This is a genomic window from Amycolatopsis ponsaeliensis (assembly GCF_030182635.1).
In the GTDB taxonomy this organism is placed as follows: Bacteria; Actinomycetota; Actinomycetes; order Mycobacteriales; family Pseudonocardiaceae; genus Amycolatopsis; species Amycolatopsis ponsaeliensis.
In genome coordinates this window covers 22,719-41,400 of sequence record NZ_JAPZLD010000010.1, presented here as the reverse complement: position 1 = coordinate 41,400, position 18,682 = coordinate 22,719, and the positions used below count along the sequence as shown (strand labels likewise).

At 70.2% G+C, this 18,682-nt stretch carries 17 protein-coding genes; 9 read left to right on the top strand and 8 right to left on the bottom strand.

The window, feature by feature from the left end:
* Positions 1-30: 30 nt before the first annotated feature.
* Both QQ657_RS16695 and QQ657_RS16690 read right to left on the bottom strand, forming a co-directional pair.
* Positions 31-813 carry an alpha/beta fold hydrolase gene (locus QQ657_RS16695; RefSeq protein ID WP_284743061.1) on the bottom strand — a complete coding sequence of 261 codons (783 nt, stop codon included), beginning with the start codon at positions 811-813 and terminating at the stop codon, positions 31-33.
* A 51-nt stretch (positions 814-864) separates the two neighbouring features.
* Entirely contained in the window at positions 865-1,944 is a 1,080-nt protein-coding gene (locus tag QQ657_RS16690; RefSeq protein ID WP_284743060.1) for a Gfo/Idh/MocA family protein, read from the bottom strand.
* 381 nt (positions 1,945-2,325) lie between these two features.
* Here QQ657_RS16690 and QQ657_RS16685 point away from each other — a divergent pair, with 381 nt between their 5' ends.
* Complete coding sequence (locus QQ657_RS16685) at positions 2,326-2,961, top strand: VanZ family protein (protein WP_284743059.1); 636 nt, start codon at positions 2,326-2,328, stop codon at positions 2,959-2,961.
* Positions 2,962-3,121: 160 nt separating this feature from the next.
* On the opposite strand, the gene QQ657_RS16680 is transcribed toward QQ657_RS16685, so the two are convergent.
* A complete protein-coding gene (locus QQ657_RS16680) occupies positions 3,122-3,790 on the bottom strand; it encodes a class I SAM-dependent methyltransferase (protein ID WP_284743058.1) in 669 nt (222 codons plus the stop codon).
* 27 nt (positions 3,791-3,817) lie between these two features.
* Here QQ657_RS16680 and mug point away from each other — a divergent pair, with 27 nt between their 5' ends.
* The 5 genes from mug (at position 3,818) to QQ657_RS16655 (ending at position 8,275) form a co-directional block, all read left to right on the top strand.
* A complete protein-coding gene (gene mug, locus QQ657_RS16675) occupies positions 3,818-4,378 on the top strand; it encodes a G/U mismatch-specific DNA glycosylase (RefSeq protein WP_284743057.1) in 561 nt (186 codons plus the stop codon).
* Between the two features lie 285 nt (positions 4,379-4,663).
* Positions 4,664-5,449, top strand: a complete 786-nt coding sequence (locus QQ657_RS16670; protein ID WP_284743056.1) for a response regulator transcription factor — start codon at positions 4,664-4,666, stop codon at positions 5,447-5,449.
* A 139-nt stretch (positions 5,450-5,588) separates the two neighbouring features.
* Entirely contained in the window at positions 5,589-7,424 is a 1,836-nt protein-coding gene (locus QQ657_RS16665; RefSeq protein ID WP_284743055.1) for an acyl-CoA dehydrogenase, read from the top strand.
* 134 nt (positions 7,425-7,558) lie between these two features.
* A complete protein-coding gene (locus tag QQ657_RS16660) occupies positions 7,559-7,834 on the top strand; it encodes a GlsB/YeaQ/YmgE family stress response membrane protein (protein WP_284743054.1) in 276 nt (91 codons plus the stop codon).
* 147 nt (positions 7,835-7,981) lie between these two features.
* A complete protein-coding gene (locus tag QQ657_RS16655) occupies positions 7,982-8,275 on the top strand; it encodes a GlsB/YeaQ/YmgE family stress response membrane protein (protein ID WP_284743053.1) in 294 nt (97 codons plus the stop codon).
* On the opposite strand, the gene QQ657_RS16650 is transcribed toward QQ657_RS16655, so the two are convergent.
* Positions 8,265-9,644, bottom strand: coding sequence for an MFS transporter (locus QQ657_RS16650; RefSeq protein WP_284743052.1), 1,380 nt, complete (start codon positions 9,642-9,644; stop codon positions 8,265-8,267). The genes QQ657_RS16655 and QQ657_RS16650 overlap by 11 nt on opposite strands.
* A 123-nt stretch (positions 9,645-9,767) precedes the next feature.
* Between QQ657_RS16650 and QQ657_RS16645 the strand changes: the two genes are divergently transcribed.
* On the top strand, positions 9,768-10,607 hold the full coding sequence (locus QQ657_RS16645; RefSeq protein ID WP_284743051.1) for a helix-turn-helix transcriptional regulator: 840 nt from the start codon (positions 9,768-9,770) through the stop codon (positions 10,605-10,607).
* A complete protein-coding gene (locus tag QQ657_RS16640) occupies positions 10,604-11,311 on the top strand; it encodes a leucine-rich repeat domain-containing protein (RefSeq protein ID WP_284743050.1) in 708 nt (235 codons plus the stop codon). Before QQ657_RS16645 ends, QQ657_RS16640 begins: the two co-directional genes overlap by 4 nt.
* Positions 11,312-11,315: 4 nt before the next feature.
* Here the strand turns inward: QQ657_RS16640 and QQ657_RS16635 are convergent, their stop codons facing one another.
* From QQ657_RS16635 to QQ657_RS16625, 3 genes are all read right to left on the bottom strand, one after another.
* Positions 11,316-13,244 (bottom strand): VanW family protein, encoded by a 1,929-nt coding sequence (locus QQ657_RS16635; RefSeq protein WP_434056744.1) that lies wholly within the window; start codon positions 13,242-13,244, stop codon positions 11,316-11,318.
* A 158-nt stretch (positions 13,245-13,402) separates the two neighbouring features.
* The gene (locus QQ657_RS16630; protein WP_284743049.1) at positions 13,403-13,735 is read right to left on the bottom strand and encodes a GroES family chaperonin; all 333 of its coding nucleotides are present in this window, start codon (positions 13,733-13,735) and stop codon (positions 13,403-13,405) included.
* Position 13,736: 1 nt separating this feature from the next.
* Entirely contained in the window at positions 13,737-15,548 is a 1,812-nt protein-coding gene (locus tag QQ657_RS16625) for an NHL domain-containing thioredoxin family protein (RefSeq protein WP_284743288.1), read from the bottom strand.
* A 166-nt stretch (positions 15,549-15,714) separates the two neighbouring features.
* Between QQ657_RS16625 and QQ657_RS16620 the strand changes: the two genes are divergently transcribed.
* On the top strand, positions 15,715-16,290 hold the full coding sequence (locus tag QQ657_RS16620; RefSeq protein WP_284743048.1) for a hypothetical protein: 576 nt from the start codon (positions 15,715-15,717) through the stop codon (positions 16,288-16,290).
* A 48-nt stretch (positions 16,291-16,338) separates the two neighbouring features.
* Here the strand turns inward: QQ657_RS16620 and QQ657_RS16615 are convergent, their stop codons facing one another.
* Positions 16,339-18,654 (bottom strand): oxidoreductase, encoded by a 2,316-nt coding sequence (locus tag QQ657_RS16615; protein ID WP_284743047.1) that lies wholly within the window; start codon positions 18,652-18,654, stop codon positions 16,339-16,341.
* Positions 18,655-18,682 lie beyond the last annotated feature (28 nt).

Genomic DNA, 18,682 nt, shown 5'->3' with positions numbered 1-18,682 from the left:
CAGGGTCAAAAGACGGCCGTAAAGCGAATGTCACCTAACGCTTCCCTGGAGCAGCACCCGCGCGACGAGCGCCGGGTCGTCGTTCATCGGCACGTGCCCGCAGCCGGGCAGCAGCCGGAACGTCCCGTTGGGAGCGACCTTTCGCAGGTCGGCGACGCGCGGCCGGGCGAGGATCCGGTCGTGCTCGGCCCAGGCGACGGTCACCGGGACGCCGGTGACCGGCCCGGTGAAGCGGAAGTCCCCGCGGGACTGCGCGGCGGTCGGCTCGAAGCCCGGCGCGGTCGCGAGCGCGTGGGCGTCTTCGACGACGGCGTCCGGGGTCAGCAGGGCCGGCTTCCCGACGATCATCCCGGTCAGCGCCTTACGTCCGGCCGCCGTCGCGGCGATCCGGCGCACGACGTGCGGCGGCGTGCGCTGGGCGAACGCGCGATGGGCCTTGAGCGTGGCGACGGCGTACATCTTCTGCGTCCGGTTCCACAGCCCGGCCGGCGACAACGCCGTGACGCTGCGGACGAGCCCGGCCTGGCCGAGCGCCAGCGACAGCAGGCCGCCGAGCGAGTTCCCCGCGACGTGCGGGCGGTCGAGCCCCAGCTCGGCGAAGAGCCCCTTGAACATCACCAGCGCGGGCTCGACGCCGTAACCACCGGCCGGTTCAGGCGACTCGCCGAAGCCGGGCAGGTCCACGGCGATGACGTCACGATGCGGCGTGAGCAGCGGGAACACCGGCGCCCAGGCCTGACGGCGGTGGCCGATGCCGTGGATCAGCACCAGCGGCTCGCCCCGGCCCTCGCGGTCGTAGACAACGTCGTCCATTACCCGAGAGTAAGTCCGGGTTCGCGGAAAAGCTACTACCGTCGGTAACAGTTACTCTGCGTCCGGGTGAATCCGCGTCCCGGCGTCGGCGGACCGCTGGACGGCGTCGAGAACGCGGTGCACGCGCAGTGCGTGCGCGAAGTCCGGCAGGTCACCCTTGAGGTGCCGCGCGTAGGCGTGCGCGACGTTGTACGACGGCTCGGCGGCGCGCCCGGCCAGCTGCGGCAGCTCGTACCGGGTGGGCACGGTGAGCTTCTCCAGCGTGCCGGTCCGGCTGCCGCGCAACGTCACCTTCGCGATCCAGAACAGCGGGTCCGCGGCGGTGACGACGAGCGTGCCCTCGGTGCCGTTGATCTCCCAGTGGAAGTCCGTGGCGGGCGAGGACCCGCCGCGCAGGTGCAGCGACGCGACGGCGCCGCCGTTCAGCACGCCGCTGACGGCGATCTGGTCCGGGGCGGTCATCGGGACCGAGTCGCCGGTGACCTCGTCGCGCACCCGCGACCGGACGGTCGCCATCGTCGCCGACAGCTCGGAGAACCGGCCGAGCACCATGTCGAACGCGTCGACGGTGTGCGCGAACGGGATCGTCAGCATGGTCGCCCCGCCTTCGGGGTGCAGCTGGTAGTCGCGCCCGGCCCGGACCGACGGACCCCAGTTGCCCCCCGAGCCGATCAACGACGTCGAGAGCACGCGGCCGACGTAGCCGTCCTTGATGAGGTCACGCAGGTAACGCAACGCGGGCGCGGACCGCCCCTGCAGGCCGACGGCCGTCTTGACGTCCTTCGCCGCTTCGGCCAGCGCCTCGGTTTCGGCCAGGCTCACGCCGAGCGGCCACTCGCTCAGCACCTGCTTACCCGCCGCCAGCGCGGGCTCGATCAGCGCGCGGTGCTCGGTCACCTTCACCGCGACGACGACCAGGTCGACCTCCGGGTGCCGCGCCAATTCCCCGGCGTCGCCGAAGGTCAGCGGCACGCCGTACTTCTCCCCGGCCACCCGCGCCGAGTCGGCGCTGCTCGCGCTCAGCGCGCGAAGCTCGTAGCCGTCCACCGCGGCCAGCGCGGGCACGTGCGCGGTGGCGGCCCAGCCGCCGTTCGCGCTGAGCCCGACGATGCCGACCCGGACCGGTGCCATGAGCGTTCCCTTTCGTTGCCCCCACAAGAGTTCGACGTGCCGAGCGTCGTGGGCATTCCCGGGTGAGCGCAAGCCGCATCCGGTTACGTCTCGGTTCACCCGGCATGACATCGATCACCGCCGTAACGGCGGTTCAGCCAGGGGCGATGAGCCGGGCACTAGGACGTGTGGGGGACAAATGGGCATCGAGGTCGTACTCGTGGTGCTGGCCGTCGTCGTGCTGCTGATCGGGGGCACGGTGTTCAGCGCGTGGCGGGCCGAGCGCTCGGAGGAACGCGAAGACGACTGACCGATCGGCCGGGAGCCGTTCGGCCGAGTGGCCGATGGGGTCCGGCTCTTCGACCGAAGTGCTCGCCGGTCATGATCCATAACGTCGGTGGCATGACGAACGCACAGGTCACCGCCCTGCAGTACGGATTCATCGGCTTCCTGGCGCTGTGGACCGTCGTCCTGGTGCCGCAGCTGATCACCCAGCTGGCCCGGCACGGCGGCCTGCGACTGCGCGGCATCGTCACGACCGCCGCGGTGCTGCTGTACGGCTGCATGACCCTGGCGGTCGTCTTCCTGCCGCTGCCCGGCCCCGGCACGCGCCGGCTGAGCCAGACGGTGCAGCTGCACCCGTTCCAGTGGATCACTGACATCCACACGGAGCTGCTGAAGCACGGCGAGCCGCTGTCGCAGTGGTTCATGACGCAGACGTTCCAGCAGGCCTGCATGAACGTGCTGCTGTTCGTCCCGCTGGGGGTGTTCGCCCGGGTTCTGTGGCGCCGCGGCCTGACCGGCACGGTCCTGATCGGCTTCGCGGCGTCATTGCTGATCGAGTTCACGCAGGTCACGGCCAACTTCGGGACGGCGCCGTACGTCTACCGCATCTTCGACGTGGACGACCTCATGAACAACACGTTCGGCGCGGGAGTCGGCTGGGTGTTCGGAGCGCTGCTGCTGGCGATCCTGCGTTCACCGGTCGGCGTGCAGCCGGCCCGGAGCGAGCGGGTCCACTTCGCCGAGACGCGCTAACCGGGCTTTCCGCTGCAAGGCGGCCCGCTTGGCGGCCCTGCGGTCCTCGAGAACGACAACGAGGGCGGCGACGGCCAAGACCAGCGCGACCAGCCCGAGGACGATCGGAAGCTGCACGAAATCCTCCTCGGTACGGCGCTGTGCGGGAGATCACAACAGGTTACGCAGGTCTGTGGTCATTTCGCCACCCCCAGCGACGGGCGCGGGCGGCGAACCAGTTCCGGTCATCGGTGAGCCAGCCGTCGAAAGTCAGGCCCGCCGAGGTCAGGACGTCGTCGAGAGCCAGGCGGCGGCAGGTGAACTCTTGGTTCCACCGCCGCCCGTCGGCGGAATACCGGACCGTCGCCGAAAGCAGGTCGCCTTCACGGACGACATCGGCCAACTCGACTGCAACGTCCCCGAGCCGCCCGCCCTGACCGGAAGCGACGGAGTCGAACCACTCCGGCGGATGCCACTCGACGATCAGCCGCCCCGAAGGCGCCAAATGCCGTCGAGCGGCGGCGAGCAGCGCGTGCCGGTCCGAATCCAGCGCCGTGTTGACCAAATGGCTCCCCAGCAGCACCGCATCGAACGTCCGCCCCAGGTCCAGGTCGCCGATCCGCGCGCACACCGTCTCCGACCGGACATGCGCGAGCATGTCCGGCGAATCGTCCACGGCGACCACGCGGTGGCCCAGTTCCATCAGCGGGTGGGTGACCCGCCCGACCCCACACCCCAGCTCGAGGATCGAAGCCCCTGCCGGCACCGCCGCGTGCACGATCTCCGGCTCACCGGCGGGCGGCAGCAACCGGTAGACCTCGACCGAGCATCCGTCCGCGGTGACGTCCATCCCCCGAGCGTGCCGGAAACTGAAGGCGTGAGCACCCGACCCACGAAGGACCAGCTGGCCGCCGCGCACAACACGACCATCCCGGACGTCCTCGCCCCCGGTCTCGACGTCCTCTTCTGCGGCATCAACCCCGGCCTCTACTCCGGCGCACTGAAGCAGCACTTCGCCCGTCCCGGGAACCGCTTCTGGCCGGCGCTCCACCAGGGCGGGTTCACCCCACACCTCTACAAACCGGACGAACAAGACCAGCTGCTCGACCTGAAGCTCGGCATCACGAACGTCGTCGCCCGGACCACCGCCCGCGCCGACGAGCTCACCGGCGATGAGCTGCGCGAGGGCGGCAAGCTCCTGGAGGCGAAAGTCCTCGAGTTCCGGCCGCGGTGGCTGGCCGTCGTCGGGATCACCGCCTACCGGACCGCGTTCGGCTTCCCGAAGGCGCGCGTCGGGCAGCAGGAGCACCGGATCGGGGACACCCACGTGTGGGTGCTGCCCAATCCGAGCGGCCTCAACGCGCACTGGACGCCGGCCGGGCTCGCGGCCGAGTTCGCGGAGCTGCGGGCCGCATCCGAACATCGTCGAAATCGTTGAACAAGAGGCGGGCCACCCTCAGTAGCGCCAACCGCCCCATCAGGTCCTTTCCAGCCCGGTCGAGCCCACTTCCCCGGAAGGTTTTCTACCCAGAGTTTGCTGTGACCGGGCGATTAGGCCATGAGGGGGAGATGGCGTCATGAGCTGCGCAATCGCGACTCGTACCAAGCAGGAGGAGTCACTTTTGGCCGGTCCCGGCAGGGGAGACCGGACGGTGCCGGACGCGTGAACCGAGGGGTCGCGTCAGGCGTCCCAAGAGCGACGGCGCAGAGACGGAGGCCCACGATGCACGGCATCGAGCCCACCCGCAGGCCGATCGGGCCGACCGGACCCGGCGGGCGAAGTCTCGGCGTGGCGGTCGTCGACCCGGTCCCGATCTTCCGCGACGGCCTCGCCGCGCTCGTCCACCGCAGCCAGGGGCTGCACTGGGCGGGCCAGGCGGCCAGCCACCACGCCGCGCTGCAGCTGTGCGAGCAGGTCAAGCCGGACGTCGTCGTGCTCGACTCGGCGCTCGACCCGAACTGCCACCTGACGAAGCTGCTCAACGCCGGCGACCCGGCGCTGATCCTCGTCACGCTCATCCGGGACACGAATCGCACGCAGCAGTACCTCGCGGCCGCGATCGCCGCCGGGGCGCACGCGATCGTGCCGCGGTCGATCGACTCGCGACGGCTCGCCGAAGCGATCCGGCGGGCGCACACCGAGCGCCGGTACATCGACCCGGCGCTGGCCGCGCTCACCGCCCGGCCGAAGCGGTCGACCGTGCCGAAGGGCGATCTCGCCCACGACAGCCCGCCGTCGCCGCGTGGCGGGATGCCGCTCTCCCGGCGCGAGTACCAGGTGCTCCAGCTCGTCGCCGAAGGGCTCGAGAACTCGGCGATCGCGAAGCTGCTGTTCCTGTCCGTCGAGACGGTCCGGACGCACGTCAAGAGCATCCTGCGCAAGCTGTCCGCGCGGGACCGGACGCACGCCGTGACGATCGCCTTCCGCGGCGGGATACTGGTCGCCCGGGCAGAAGACGGCCACGTGCCCGTGACAGCCGACACAACGGCCCTCCCGGGGCAGCGCTGACCCCTGAAGGGACCCGGATTTCCGCACTCGGAAGTGCGGATCTGCTTGCTCCAGTTACCCGCAGGTAATATCCTGAAGTTACCGGCGAGTAAGGCGAACATGTGCCCGGCCGGGGAGCCGAACACATTGGAGTGACGACATGGGCCACTACAAGAGCAACGTCCGAGACCTGGAGTTCAACCTCTTCGAGGTGCTCGGCGTCCAGGAACGCCTGGGCAAGGGTGTGCTCGCCGAGTCCGACGAGGAGACCGCCCGCGGGGTGCTGTCCGAGCTCAACAAGCTCGCGACCGGCCCGCTCGCCGAGTCCTTCGCCGACGCCGACCGCAACCCGCCCGTGTACGACCCGAAGACCTTCAGCGTCAAGATCCCCGAGTCGTTCAAGAAGAGCTACAAGCAGCTCCTCGACGGCGAATGGTGGCGCCTCGGCCTCACCAACGACCTCGGTGGCTTCGGCCTGCCCCCGACCGTGCAGTGGGCCGCGTCCGAGCTCATCCTCGGCGCCAACGCCCCGCTGTTCATGTACATGGCGGGCCCGAACTTCGCGATGATCGTGAACAAGAACGGCACCGAAGAGCAGAAGCACTGGGCCCAGCTCATGATCGACCGGGCCTGGGGCGCCACGATGGTGCTGACCGAGCCGGACGCCGGTTCCGACGTCGGCGCCGGCCGCACCAAGGCCGTCCAGCAGGAGGACGGCTCCTGGCACATCGACGGCGTGAAGCGGTTCATCACCTCCGCCGAGCACGACATGAGCGAAAACATCATGCACCTCGTGCTGGCGCGCCCCGAGGGTCCCGGCATCGAGACCAAGCCGGGCACCAAGGGCCTGTCGCTGTTCCTCGTGCCGAAGTTCCACTTCGACTCGAAGACCGGTGAGCTGGGCGAGCGCAACGGCGCCTACGTCACCAACGTCGAGCACAAGATGGGCATCAAGGCCTCCACGACGTGCGAGCTGACCTTCGGCCAGCACGGCACCCCGGCCAAGGGCTGGCTGCTCGGCGAGGTGCACAACGGCATCGCGCAGATGTTCCAGGTCATCGAGTACGCCCGGATGATGGTCGGCACCAAGGCCATCGCGACGCTGTCGACCGGGTACCTCAACGCGCTCGAGTACGCCAAGGAGCGCGTCCAGGGCGCCGACCTGCCGAACATGCTGAACAAGGCCGCGCCGCGCGTCACCATCACGCACCACCCGGACGTCCGCCGCTCGCTGATGCTCCAGAAGGCGTACGCCGAGGGCCTCCGCGCGGTGTACCTGTACACGGCGTCGTTCCAGGACCAGCTGTGGACCGGCGAGGGTGACCAGAAGGTCGCGCACGGCGTCAACGACCTGCTGCTGCCGATCGTCAAGGGCGTCGGCTCCGAGCGCGCCACCGAGCAGCTCGTGCAGTCGCTGCAGACCCTCGGCGGGTCCGGCTTCCTGCAGGACTACCCGATCGAGCAGTACATCCGTGACGCCAAGATCGACTCGCTCTACGAGGGCACCACGGCGATCCAGTCGCTGGACTTCTTCTTCCGCAAGATCGTCCGCGACAAGGGCGCGTCCCTGGCCTTCGTCGCCGGCGAGGTCACGAAGTTCATCGAGTCCGAGGCGGGCAACGGCCGGCTCAAGAACGAGCGCGGGCTGCTCAAGCAGGCCCTCGAGGACACCCAGGGCATGCTGGGCTCGCTGATCGGCTACCTGACGACGTCGCAGGAAGACCCGCAGAACATCAACAAGGTCGGCCAGCACACGGTCCGCCTGCTGATGTCGGTCGGCGACCTGCTCATCGGCTGGCAGCTGCTCAAGCACGCCGAGGTCGCGATCGCGAAGCTCGACGCGGGCGCGTCCGCCAAGGACGTCCCGTTCTACGAGGGCAAGATCGCCGTGGCGTCGTTCTTCTCGAAGCAGGTGCTGCCGGAGCTGACCGCTCGCCGCGCGATCGTCGAGGCCGCCGACAACGCGCTGATGGAGCTCGACGAAGCCGCTTTCTGATGGTCACGAAAAGGGCTCTCCTCACGTGAGGAGGGCCCTTTTCGCGTTTCGGGGACCCGCGGGGCGGGCACTCCGCTCACCGAGTCCGACGGACCCGAGTGGCCGGGTTCGCGGATCCTTGAGAGGAGAAAGTGATGACTGTCGCCGGCATCGTCAGCGCACTCATCGTCGGGCTGATCATCGGTGTTCTCGGCCGGCTGGTCGCCCCCGGCAAGCAGAGCATCCCGATCTGGCTGACCATCCTGATCGGCATCATCGCCGCCTTCATCGGCACGGCCATCGCCCGTGGTCTCGGCTACGCCGACACCAACGGCATCGACTGGCTGGAGATCCTGACGCAGGTCGTCCTGGCCGCGATCGGGGTCAGCATCGCCGCCGGCGCTTACGGCCGTCGCGGCGTGACCAGGTAACACCTCGGACCAAGGCCCGGTCCGGTGCACCGTCGGGGGTGCGCCGGACCGGGCTTTTCCGTGTCTCACTCCATCGGGGGTCTGCGCGGGCGATGCGCCGGGATCGGTGCCACCGTGGCGCTTATTGCGCAATCCGAGGAGGCAGCTGTGCTCGGCGGACTTTGGGGCATCATCTCGACCATCATCGTGGGCCTGATCCTGGGCGTGCTCGGCCGGCTGTTCGCGCCGGGCGACCAGAAGATCCCGATCTGGCTGACCATCGTTGTCGGCATCGTGGCCGCGTTCATCGGCAACTGGCTCGCCGGGGTGTTCGGCGTCAAGGACACCTCCGGCATCGACTGGATCCGGCACATCTTCCAGATCGTCGCCGCCGTCGTCGGGGTCATCGCGGCCTCGGCGATCTACGCCAGGGTCAAGGGCGGCAGCCGCACTACCGCCTGACGGCCAGGCCTGCGCCGACGAGCAGCAGCGCGGCGGCGCAGGCCATCGTCGTGGTGAGGGCGTGCGCCGACGACGTCGTGGCGATCGTCAGGAACACACTGCCGAACGTCGCCACGCCGATGACCTGGCCCAGCTGCAACGTCGTGGTCAGCAGACCGCTGACGTCCGCCGCGCGCTCGAGCGGGACGTGCGTCAGCGCGTTCACCATCAGGGAGCCGAACGCCGGGCCCATCGACAGGCCGAAGAGCAGCAGGGCCACGAAGAACAGCGTGCCGCCGTCCCGGCCCAGCCCGAGCAGCACGTAAGCGATCGCGGATCCCACGTAACCGCACGGGGTCAGCCAAGCGTGCACCCGCGGCGGCAGCCTGTTCCAGAAGAACCCGCACAGGCCGAAGACGACCCCGCCCGGGGCCATCGCCAAGCCGGCGGCCAGCGCCGTCTTGCCGAGGCCCGACTGCAGGTGCAGCGCCACGCAGAAGAGGAATCCGCCGTAGGACGCGACTCCTGCCCCGAGGGTGGCCAAGCCCGGCGCGACACCGCGGATCTTGAGCACGGCGAGGTCGACGAGCGGATCGCGCACGCGGCGTTCCACGACGACGAAGAGCACGGCCAGCAGCGCGCCGACGGCGATCGAGCCGAACGTCCAGGCCGGCCAGCCGGTTTCGTGCCCGAGCACCAGCGGCAGCACGACGAGCACCACCGCCGGCACGGCGATCGCGAGCCCGGCGAGGTCGAGCCGCCGGCCCGCCTTCGCGGCACCACCGGGCACCAACTTGACGGCGAGCACGGCCACGAGGACGCCGATCGGGACGTTCACCAGGAAGACCGGCCGCCAGCCCGCCCCGAACAGGTCCGCGCCGACGAGCACCCCGCCGACGACCTGACCGGCGACGAACGCGACGGAGATGACCGCGGTGTACGCGCTGAGCGCTTTCGCCCGCGCGGCCCCGGTGAACTGCGCCTGGATGACGCTGATGACCTGCGGCATCATCAACGCGGCCCCGGCGCCCTGCGCGATCCGCGCGACGATGAGGATCTTTTCGTCCGGCGCCAGGCCGCAGAGTGCCGAGCAGACGGTGAAGGCGATCGTGCCGGTGACGAACAGCCGGCGCCGGCCGAACAGCTCACCGAGGCGGGCACCGGTGATCAGCAGCATCGCGTAGCCCACGGTGTAGCCGGAGACGACGAGTTGCAGCGCGGCGCCGGACGCGTGCAGGTCGGTGCGGATGTCGGTCATGGCGACGTTCACGACGGTGACGTCGAGCAGCGCCATGAACTGGCCGAGCAGCAGGACGGCCAGCATGAACCACGGCCGCCGGTCCGGCCGGGCTTCCCGGTCCGTGGCCGGGGCAGGAGTGGTCAGTGTCATGTACCTGACCTTGCGGTTCTTCGGTTCCCGGCGGAGAGAGCCTGGTGATGCTGGTGCTGGGAGTACCCGCTTCCGTCCGCTGAGCCGTCCAAAACTGTCGTACCCCTCCGGCACCATGTCCGCATGACCCAGACGCAGGTCCGCACGAACCGCCGGGAGGAACTCGGCGGGTTCCTCAAGGCGTGCCGGGCGCGGATCGGCCCGGAGGAGGTCGGGCTCGCGCCCGGTCCTCGCCGACGGCTCAGCGGGTTGCGCCGCGAAGAGGTGGCGCTGCTCGCCGGCGTCGGCGTCACCTGGTACACGTGGCTGGAGCAGGGGCGGCCGATCAACGCGAGCGCGCAGGTGCTCGACGCGGTGGCGCGCACGCTGCGGATGGACCACCCGGAGCGGGAGCACCTGTACCGGCTGGCGGAGCTGACGCCGTCGCGGCTGCCGTCGTCGGCCGAGGTGGTGCCGGACGCGGTGCGCGAGGTGCTGCGCGCGCTGGATCCGGTGCCCGCGACGGTGGTCAACGGCCGGTTCGACGTGCTGGCGTCGAACGCGGCACAGGAAGAGCTGTTCTGGGAGTGGCACAGCATGCCGTGCCTGCACAAGAACCTGCTGTGGTGCTGCGTGACCGAACCGAACGCGCGGGCGTTCCTGCTGAACTACGACGAGGAGGTACCGCACATGGTCGCGCGGATGCGGGCCGAGTACGGCAGGCACGTCGGCGATCCGGGCTGGGAAGAGGACATCCGGCGGCTGTCGGCGTTGAGTCCCGAGTTCGTCGAGCTGTGGGAGCGGCACGAGGTGGCGGAACCGCGGGCGCGGCTGCGGCGGTTGCACCACCCGCGGGCCGGGCGGATGACCTTCCGGCTGACCGAGCTGGCGGTGTCGGAGGTGCCGGGCCTGCGGATCCAGGTGTCCACTCCGGACGATGCGGCCACCTGGGCGTTGCTGCCCTCGACGCGGAGGTCGTCATGACGTCACTCGATCTGAGCAGCCGGGGGCTGACCGAGTTTCCCTCGCTGCCGGCCGGCGTGACCCGGCTCGACCTGTACCGGAACTCGCTCTCGTCGGTGCCTGCCTCGCTGTGGGAGCACACCGGGCTGGAGGTGCTCAACCTGGCGACGAACCGGCTGTCTTCGTTGCCACCGGGGATTTCCGCGTTGAAGTCCGTGCACACGCTCGACCTGGCGCACAACGAGTTCGACTCGCTGCCGGACGAGCTGGGTGAGCTGGCCGGGCTCACCGAGTACCTGTACGTCAGCGACAACCGGCTGACGGCGTTCCCTTCGGCGTGGTGCCGGCTGGGGACGCTGAAGTACCTGGGGTGCACGGACAACCGTCTCACCGAGTTGCCGCCGGATCTTTCCGGGTTCTCTTCGCTGCGGGAACTCCGGTTGTACCGCAACGCGTTGACCGCGCTGCCGGAGTCGATCGGCACGCTCGGTGCCCTGCGGGAGCTGCACCTGCGGGGCAACGGGCTGACTTCGCTGCCCGCGTCGATCGGTTCATTGGGTGAGCTGCGTCAGCTCGACCTGCGGGAGAACCTGCTCGTCTCCCTTCCTTCGTCGATCGCCCGGCTGTCCAAATTGGACAAACTGGATCTGCGGTGGAACAAGCACTTCCGGGAGCCGGCGTGGCTGCGCGACTTCGAGGAGGCGGGGTGCATGGTCCTTCGCTGACAACTCAACAGAGGATGGTCGGGCGCGGGCCGTAGGTCGCGGTGTGCGACGTCCGGCGGACTTCGGCGCCACTCGTGATGTCGTAGAGCACGCGGGTGTCGGTGACGCTGAAGCCGGGCGTGCCGATCGACGGCTGACACGGGCTGGTCCCCCCGAACTGGACCGGTGGCGGGTCTCCGGGCACCTGGGCGCCGGTCTGGCCGTCGACGCGGTAGTGGCGGGTGCCCCAGATCCGGACCGTCACGGAGTCGCCGGAAACGATGGCCTGGATGGCGATCCCGGTCGGCGAGTCGTTGGTCAGCTTGAGCTCGACGGGGCTGCCGTCGGCGTTGACGGCCTTGGCGTCGCGGCCGACGGGGTAGCGGTCGAGGTAGTGGTCGTGCTCGAGGTGGCCGCCGTCGGTCAGGCCGGCGAGGTAGCCCGCGTTGTACAAAGTGGACGCGAGCTGCGAGACGCCACCGCCGACGACGGTCGCGCCGGTGCCGTCTTCGTCGGCCGGGGCGGGCACGTAGCCGTTGTCGGCGGTACGCGGGCCGGAGCGGGCGCCGAGGCTGAACGTCTCGCCGGGCTTGACGATCGTGCCGGACAAGCGGGCGGCGAGCGTCCGGTTGTTCGTCGCGGCCGGGCCGGCCAGGCCGCCGGTGGCGAACTCGCCGACGACCTCCTTGATGCCGAGCGCACCGGCGGCGTCGGTCGTCACGCCGGGCTTCGACGCGCTGTAGACGACGGGGAGGTCCCGGCCGTCGGTCTTCTTGAGCACGTCGATGAGCGGCAGGAAGGTCTTCTCCCAGTTGACCTTCCGGGCGTCCTCGGAGGGGTCGACGGCCGGCTGGTCGCCGGTGAAGACGATCTGGGCGTCCTTGCCGTCGGTCTCGGTGCTGGCGAGCCCGTCCTTGAGGGCGGCCTGCAGCTTGCCCTGGTCGATGCGGACCTCGACGGCCCCGCCCTCGACCGCGGCGAACTGGAACGACGACGCGATCGTGGCGGGCGTGAGCGGAACGTCCTTGCCCTGCCCGTGCACGACGACCGGTTTCGCGACGGCGGGCACGACGATCTGCTGGTAGGCGGCCTGCACACCGGCCGCGGTCGCCTTGACGGGCGTGATCGCCATGCCGAGCTTGACGCCACCGGGGTCGAGCCAGTGGTCGGTGACGGCGTGCACGGCGCCGTCGAGGTCGGTCAGCTGCTGCCCCTGCCGCGGCAGGATCGGGTACGGCGTGACACCGCCATCGCTGCCCTGGACCGCCATGAACCCGACCGAGCCTTCGGTGGCCGGGTGGTTCAGCCTGCGCTCGGCGAGTTCGCGCACGGCCTGGCCGATCTGGTTGGGATCGGTCCGCGTCGCGACGCCGACCTCGCGAGTGGTGAAGAAGGACATGACGCGCGTGATCGGGCTCAGCGGCTGGTGCCCGGCGAGCCCGAGGGTGTTCGGCCAGTCGAGCCCGAGCCCGGACTCCGAGGGCACGAGCTGGGCCTGGACATCGCCCCCGTGGATGGCAACGGGCCGGGTGAGCCGCGGCTCGAGTTCCTTGCGCAGCTTGGCTTCGGCTTCGGCATGGGTCAGCCCGCCGACCTCGATCCCGGCAACGGTCACGCCCCGCGGAACATCCCCGGCACTGGCGAAGAGATCGATGGCATAGAGGATGACGAAGAGCCCGAGCGCGATCCCGACGGACATCATGGCGCGGGCAAGTCCGGTCCGAAGCTTCCGCGCGGGAGTCTCCGGCGCCGGTGGTGGCGTGGGGGTTTCGAGGAGTTCGCCGAGGAGATCATCGGCAAAGAGATCAGTGGTGACGGGCGGCTCGTCGGTGGGTGCGAGTTCGGGTTCCGCGCCCGATTCGGCGGACTCGGCGGCGAGTGGCTCCGCGGGCTCGGGCTCGGTGGGCTCGACAGCAGGTGATTCGGCGGGCGTAGCGCCGGCAACGGACTCCACAGCGGGCTCGACCACAGGCGATTCGGCTGCCGCAGCCGGCTCGGGTGCCGCAGGCGGCTCCGCGGCGGGCTCGGCTGCCGCAGGCGGCTCCGCGGTCACAGGCTCGAGCTCCCGTACCTCGGCACGCTCGCGCGCCTCGTCGTCTGCCACGCCCCCGCCTACAGGTAGAGCCCCGTTCCTTGTTCGGTTTGCTCCGTCGCCACCGCGTGGATGTCGCGTTCGCGCATCACCAGGTGCCCCTCGCCCCTGATCTCGACCTCGAACTGGTCCTCCGGGTTGAAGAGCACGCGGTCGCCCGTCTTGACGTTCCGCACACTGTTCCCGACGCCCAGCACATCACCCCACGCGAGCCGGCGCGCCACCTGCGCCGTCGCCGGGATCACGATGCCGCCGCTGCTGCGGCGCTCGCCCTCGTCCGGGGACAACCGCACCAGCACGCGGTCGTGCAGCATCTGGATCTCGAGTTTCGCCCCGTCAGACACGGTTCGCATGCTACTCGGCGGGCTCACCCGCCATGACCAGGCTCAGCTCGCGCGCCCCGTCCGCCTGGAGCCGCACCGGTACGCCCCAGTCCTGCCGGGTGATCCGGCACGCCGGGTGCTCACCACCGTCGTCACAGCTCGCCGCCTGCGCGACCACCTGCAGCACACCCTCGGTGACACCCTCCGCCAACCGGATCTTGCGCTTCAAGCCGGTGCCGGTGCCGACGCCGTCGGCCAGCAACGAGGGCGGCGACGCGCTGATCTCCAGCCGCGTCGACGGGCCGAAACGGTCGTCGAGCTTCTCGCCCGGCGGTGCCGTGAACAGCACCGAAAAGTCGATCTCGCCCGGTGCGAGCACCGTCGGCGGCCTGCGAACGGCGTGCGCGTCACCCGCGACGAGCGTCGGCTCGCCCGCGGGCAACGGGCCGATCCGGTTGCCCGCCGACTCGACGACCAGCAGTTCGCCGTCGTGCAGCAGCAGGCCCTGCGGCTCCGAAAGTCCCGTGGCGATCGTGGTCACTTCGCGCGTGAAGATGTCGAAGTGGCGGACCGCGCCGTTGTAGGTGTCGGCGATCGCGATCTTGTCGCCGGGCAGCACGGCGAGACCGAGCGGGTGCTGCAGCAGCGCCTTGTCGGCCGGGCCGTCGGTGTGGCCGAACGAAAACAGGTCGACGCCGATCGCCGTGTGCACCGTGAACGACTCGCCGTCGGGCTCGATCCAGCGCAGCGCCGACGTCTCCGCGTCGGCGAGCCACAGCTTGTCGCCGTCCGCGGCGAGGCCCGACGTCTGCGCGAAGAAGGCTTCGCTGACGTCGCCGTCTCGGAGGCCTTCGACGGTCGTGCCGGCGAAGCGGCGGATCGTGCCGGAGACCGGGTCGAACACGCTCAGTGTGTGGTTGCCGGCCATCGCGACGACGATCCCGCCGACCGGGCCGTACCAGGCGACGTCCCACGGGCTCGTGAGGTCGACCTCGACGCCCTTGCCGGCGTCCGGTCCGGTGCGCCACTGCGCGCCGGTGCCGGCGACCGTGGTCACCTCGCCGGTGATCAGGTCGAGGCCGCGCAGCCGGTGACCGGCGGTGTCCGCGACGACGGCGTGATAACCGGCGCGCTCGGCGACGTCGTAGGGCAGCAGTGCGATACCCGACGGCTCGGCGAACGTCGCGATGTCGAACGGCCCGTCCTGGCCACCGCGCTCTCCGCTGCCGAAGCGCCGGATGACCGTCTCACCGTCCGACGCGAACTCGACGACGGAGTGGTGCCCGGTGTCCGCGACGAGGACGCGCCCCTCGGCCGTCGCGACGGCCTTGCTCGGGAACCGCAGCTCGCTGACCTGCTCCTCGACCGGGACGTACGGGCTGCCGCCGCGGCGAAGCGTCCCCTTCGCCTCGTGCTTCGTCACGAGGTCCGCGATGACCCGGCGAAGCGCCTCTTCGTGCCCTTCGCCCGCGGCGACGTGCACGACGTACCCCTCGGGGTCGACGACCGCCAGCGTCGGCCACGCGCGGACCGCGTACTGCGACCACAGCTCCATCTTCGGGTCGTTGACGACCGGGTGGTGCACCTCGTAGCGCCGGACCGCGGCTTCGATCGACGCGCGCTCGCCCTCGTGCAGGAACTTCGGCGAGTGGACGCCGATCGTGACGAGCACGTCCGCGAACTCGGCTTCGAGCGGGCGCAGCTCGTCGAGCACGTGGAGGCAGTTGATGCAGCCGCTGGTCCAGAAGTCCAGCAGGACGACGCGCCCGCGCAGCTCGGCGAGGGTCAGCGCGCGGCCACCGGTGTTCAGCCAGACGTCGCCGCGCAGCTCGGGGGCGCGCACGCGGGCCTGCGGTCGGGGTGAAGTCACGGCAAGAGTGAACTACAACTGTTCACGCTCTGTTCCGGAGTTCAGCCGATGAGAGAACAAACTCACCCCACGGGGGTGCCCCGCCAAGACGGCGGAAAAGAACGCGCGGCGGGGTGAGCCGCCGCTTAGGCTTCGGACCATGACCCCCGTCCAGCCGGCCGGCGCCCTCACCTTCGAGGAGGCACGGCACCTGCAGGAGAACCTCCGGGAACCGGTGCGTCCCGGGCTGACCGGATCCGAGCTCGACGACGTCGAGCGCCGGTTCGGCTTCCGCTTCGCCGTGGACCACCGCACGTTCCTGTCCGCCGGCGTCCCGATCGGCGACCGCTGGCCGGACTGGCGCTGCGGCAACACCGAGCAGCTGCGCAAACGCTTGGCCTGGCCGGTCGACGGCGTGCTGTACGACGTCGAGCACAACGGCTTCTGGCTGCCGGACTGGGGCACGCGCCCGGTCGGCCCGGAGGACGCGGTCCGCGAAGCCCGCCGGCGCTTGGCCGACGTGCCGCAGCTGGTGCCGGTGTGCGGGCACCGGTACCTCCCGGGTTTCGCGGGAACGGCGGGCTACCCGGTGCTGTCGGTGTACCAGACGGACATCATCGTTTACGGCTGTGACCTGCGGGATTACCTGAACCGCGAGTTCGCGACGGGCGGCATCAGCACCGCCCCACCGGACGGTCCGAGGTACATAGACTTCTGGTCCCGCTTCATCGACTAGCCGAATCTGACGCCGTCTAGCGTGAAAGCTAGAAAAGCTTAGAAGCTGTTAGTTCTCCCGGCGCAACATCCGGCTGACGCCCGCCGCCACCGTGGTCGCCAGGATCCAGCCCGATGCCGTGAATCCCGCCGCCACCCAGTTGTCCGGGCCGTGCATGTACCAGCGGCTCTTGTTGCCGAAGTCCACGATGGGCACCAGCAGGTCCGCCGTGTAGATCACCGGGTTCCACTGCAGCCCCGTGTCCTGCTGGTTCACCACGCAGCGCGGGCCGTTCGCGATGATCTGGTGAGCCTGGTCCGCCGACTGCCAGTGAACGCAGTCGTCCGAGCCCAGGCCGAACCACAGGCTCCCCAGCACCAGCAGCGTGAACAGCCAGCCCAGCGCGCGCACCGGGCGGTAGCCGTAGCCGACCATCGATCGCTGCAGCCAGCTCCACAGCCGCACCCCCGGCCCGAAGAACTTGAACCCGCGAGCCAGCGCCTCGTACCTGAACTGCTGCTTGCGCAACGCCACCGTCGACGCGTGCTCTTCGTTCCCCGCCGCGCGGAGCATGTGCGCGAGCTGGTCGTACGGGCCCGGCCGGTAGCCGCGCATGGCCTTGCTCAGCAGCTCGATGCGGTGGTCCAGCGCCTTGTCGTCGGCCAGCGGGATGCTCTTGCCGAGGGCGTCGTAGCGGAAGTCCTCCAGCTCGATGCCGCCGGACGCGGCCCAGAACTCCTCGTTGTCGGTCAGCGTTCCGCAGTGCGCGCGGCGCAGCACCACCCGGCCGGTCGGGGGGAGCTTCGGCGTCAGCGTGAACTCGTCCGCCGCGACGTCGCCCGCGTCGAGTGCCACCAGGAACGGGGGCAGCGAACCCAGCTCGGATCCGCGCAGATCCACCCTGCGGGCGACCTGGGCGCCGTCGAGGTTGACGCCGCCCTCCGCGACGAACGGGCGGCTGTTGTTGTCCCGGAGCGTCAGGTCGCGGCCGATCCGGCCGGTGCGGATGTCGAGGGAGAAACTGCTGGTCGAGCGCATGCCCGGCTCCGTCAACCGCGTGCCGGCCAGGTTGATCGAGCCGCCGACCTCGACGCCCTGCAGCCGCAGCGTGCCGTGGATCGTCGCGTCGGTGAGCTGGAAGTTGCCCGCGATCTTCGACCGGCGCGCCGAGAACACGTCACGGCCCGGGTGCCGGAACATCGAGTTCCACGCCAGGAAGTTGCCGCCGACGGTCACGTCCGCCAGCCGCAGCTGACCGGCCGGGACGCGCAGGCTCGTCGCCTCGATGTCGCCGCCGATCTCGGTGCCGTCCAGGTGCAGCGCGCGGTCGTAGTACGGCTGCGACTTGCCGCGCACGACGCTGACCTCGGCGCCGGCCAGCCGCAGCGAGCCGCCGATCCGGGCGTTGACCATGCGCAGCGTGCCGAGCGCCTGCAGGCCGTCCGACAGCTCGACGTTGCCGTCGACGCGCATCCGGTCGGCGACCAGTGCCGGTCGCGGGTCGAGGTACGGGTCGTTGGACTTCCACGCGTCGACGGCGATCGGGCCCTGCTGGGACACCGTCAGCTTCGCCTCGCGCAGCACGATGTCGCTGTCCACGGTGGCGCTCGGCAGGTACATGATCCCGGTGGCGGAGAAGCGTTTCCGCTGGCTGGCGGGCCCGTAGTTGTCGACTTCGCAGAGCAGGCTGCCGCCGATGTGCAGGCCGTTGCCGTTGAGCGCGAAGCCGTCCGGGTTGTTCAGCGTGGCGCCCGAAAAATTGACGTTACCGCCGGTCCGCAGGCCGGGGAGCCGGACTTCGCCGTTCGCGACCATCCGGTACGCGAGCAGCGCGCCGTTCAGCACGAGCCGGTCGGCGTGGATCGCCTTGCCGTGCGGGTGGGCGATCACCGTGCGGGTCAGCACCAGCGACCCCTCGATCACGGCGTCGGTCAGGTTGACCGCGGCGTTCGGCATCCCGCGTTCGCGGTCGTCCCCGCGCTGGACGGTGGTCTCCTCGATCTCGCGGTCGGCGCCGTCGACCTGCACGACGCTGCGGATCAGCCGGACGTCGTTGCGGCTGCGCATGTTGCGGGCCTTGAGCCCGGGCAGCCAGCACTTGCGGAAGACCAGGCCGAGCAAGTGCGCCTCACGCACGTCCGGCGGCTGCTCGAAGCGGCAGCGTTCGAACCGGAAGAGGTACTTGAGGTCCGCGGCGCGCAGGTCGAGCGTGCCGGTGATGTAGGCGTCCTCGACGTAGACGATCGGCGCGTTGGTGGCCTGCCGCCGCCAGCGCAGCAACCCGCCGTTGCCGGGTTTGAGCAGGTCGGACGCCTTGACCTCGTACCGGCGGTCCGGGATGCCCGCGAACGGGTCGAGAGGAGGCAGCGCGTTTTCGGTCGTCACCGGCCGCCCCCTCCCTCACCCTCCTTCA

Bases quoted from the DNA above. Each gene is read 5' to 3' on its own strand.
- QQ657_RS16695 (WP_284743061.1), bottom strand. From the start codon at position 813: ATGGACGACGTTGTCTACGACCGCGAGGGCCGGGGCGAGCCGCTGGTG.
- QQ657_RS16690 (WP_284743060.1), bottom strand. From the start codon at position 1,944: ATGGCACCGGTCCGGGTCGGCATCGTCGGGCTCAGCGCGAACGGCGGC.
- QQ657_RS16685 (WP_284743059.1), top strand. From the start codon at position 2,326: ATGACGAACGCACAGGTCACCGCCCTGCAGTACGGATTCATCGGCTTC.
- QQ657_RS16680 (WP_284743058.1), bottom strand. From the start codon at position 3,790: ATGGACGTCACCGCGGACGGATGCTCGGTCGAGGTCTACCGGTTGCTG.
- QQ657_RS16670 (WP_284743056.1), top strand. From the start codon at position 4,664: ATGCACGGCATCGAGCCCACCCGCAGGCCGATCGGGCCGACCGGACCC.
- QQ657_RS16665 (WP_284743055.1), top strand. From the start codon at position 5,589: ATGGGCCACTACAAGAGCAACGTCCGAGACCTGGAGTTCAACCTCTTC.
- QQ657_RS16660 (WP_284743054.1), top strand. From the start codon at position 7,559: ATGACTGTCGCCGGCATCGTCAGCGCACTCATCGTCGGGCTGATCATC.
- QQ657_RS16650 (WP_284743052.1), bottom strand. From the start codon at position 9,644: ATGACACTGACCACTCCTGCCCCGGCCACGGACCGGGAAGCCCGGCCG.
- QQ657_RS16645 (WP_284743051.1), top strand. From the start codon at position 9,768: ATGACCCAGACGCAGGTCCGCACGAACCGCCGGGAGGAACTCGGCGGG.
- QQ657_RS16640 (WP_284743050.1), top strand. From the start codon at position 10,604: ATGACGTCACTCGATCTGAGCAGCCGGGGGCTGACCGAGTTTCCCTCG.
- QQ657_RS16630 (WP_284743049.1), bottom strand. From the start codon at position 13,735: ATGCGAACCGTGTCTGACGGGGCGAAACTCGAGATCCAGATGCTGCAC.
- QQ657_RS16620 (WP_284743048.1), top strand. From the start codon at position 15,715: ATGACCCCCGTCCAGCCGGCCGGCGCCCTCACCTTCGAGGAGGCACGG.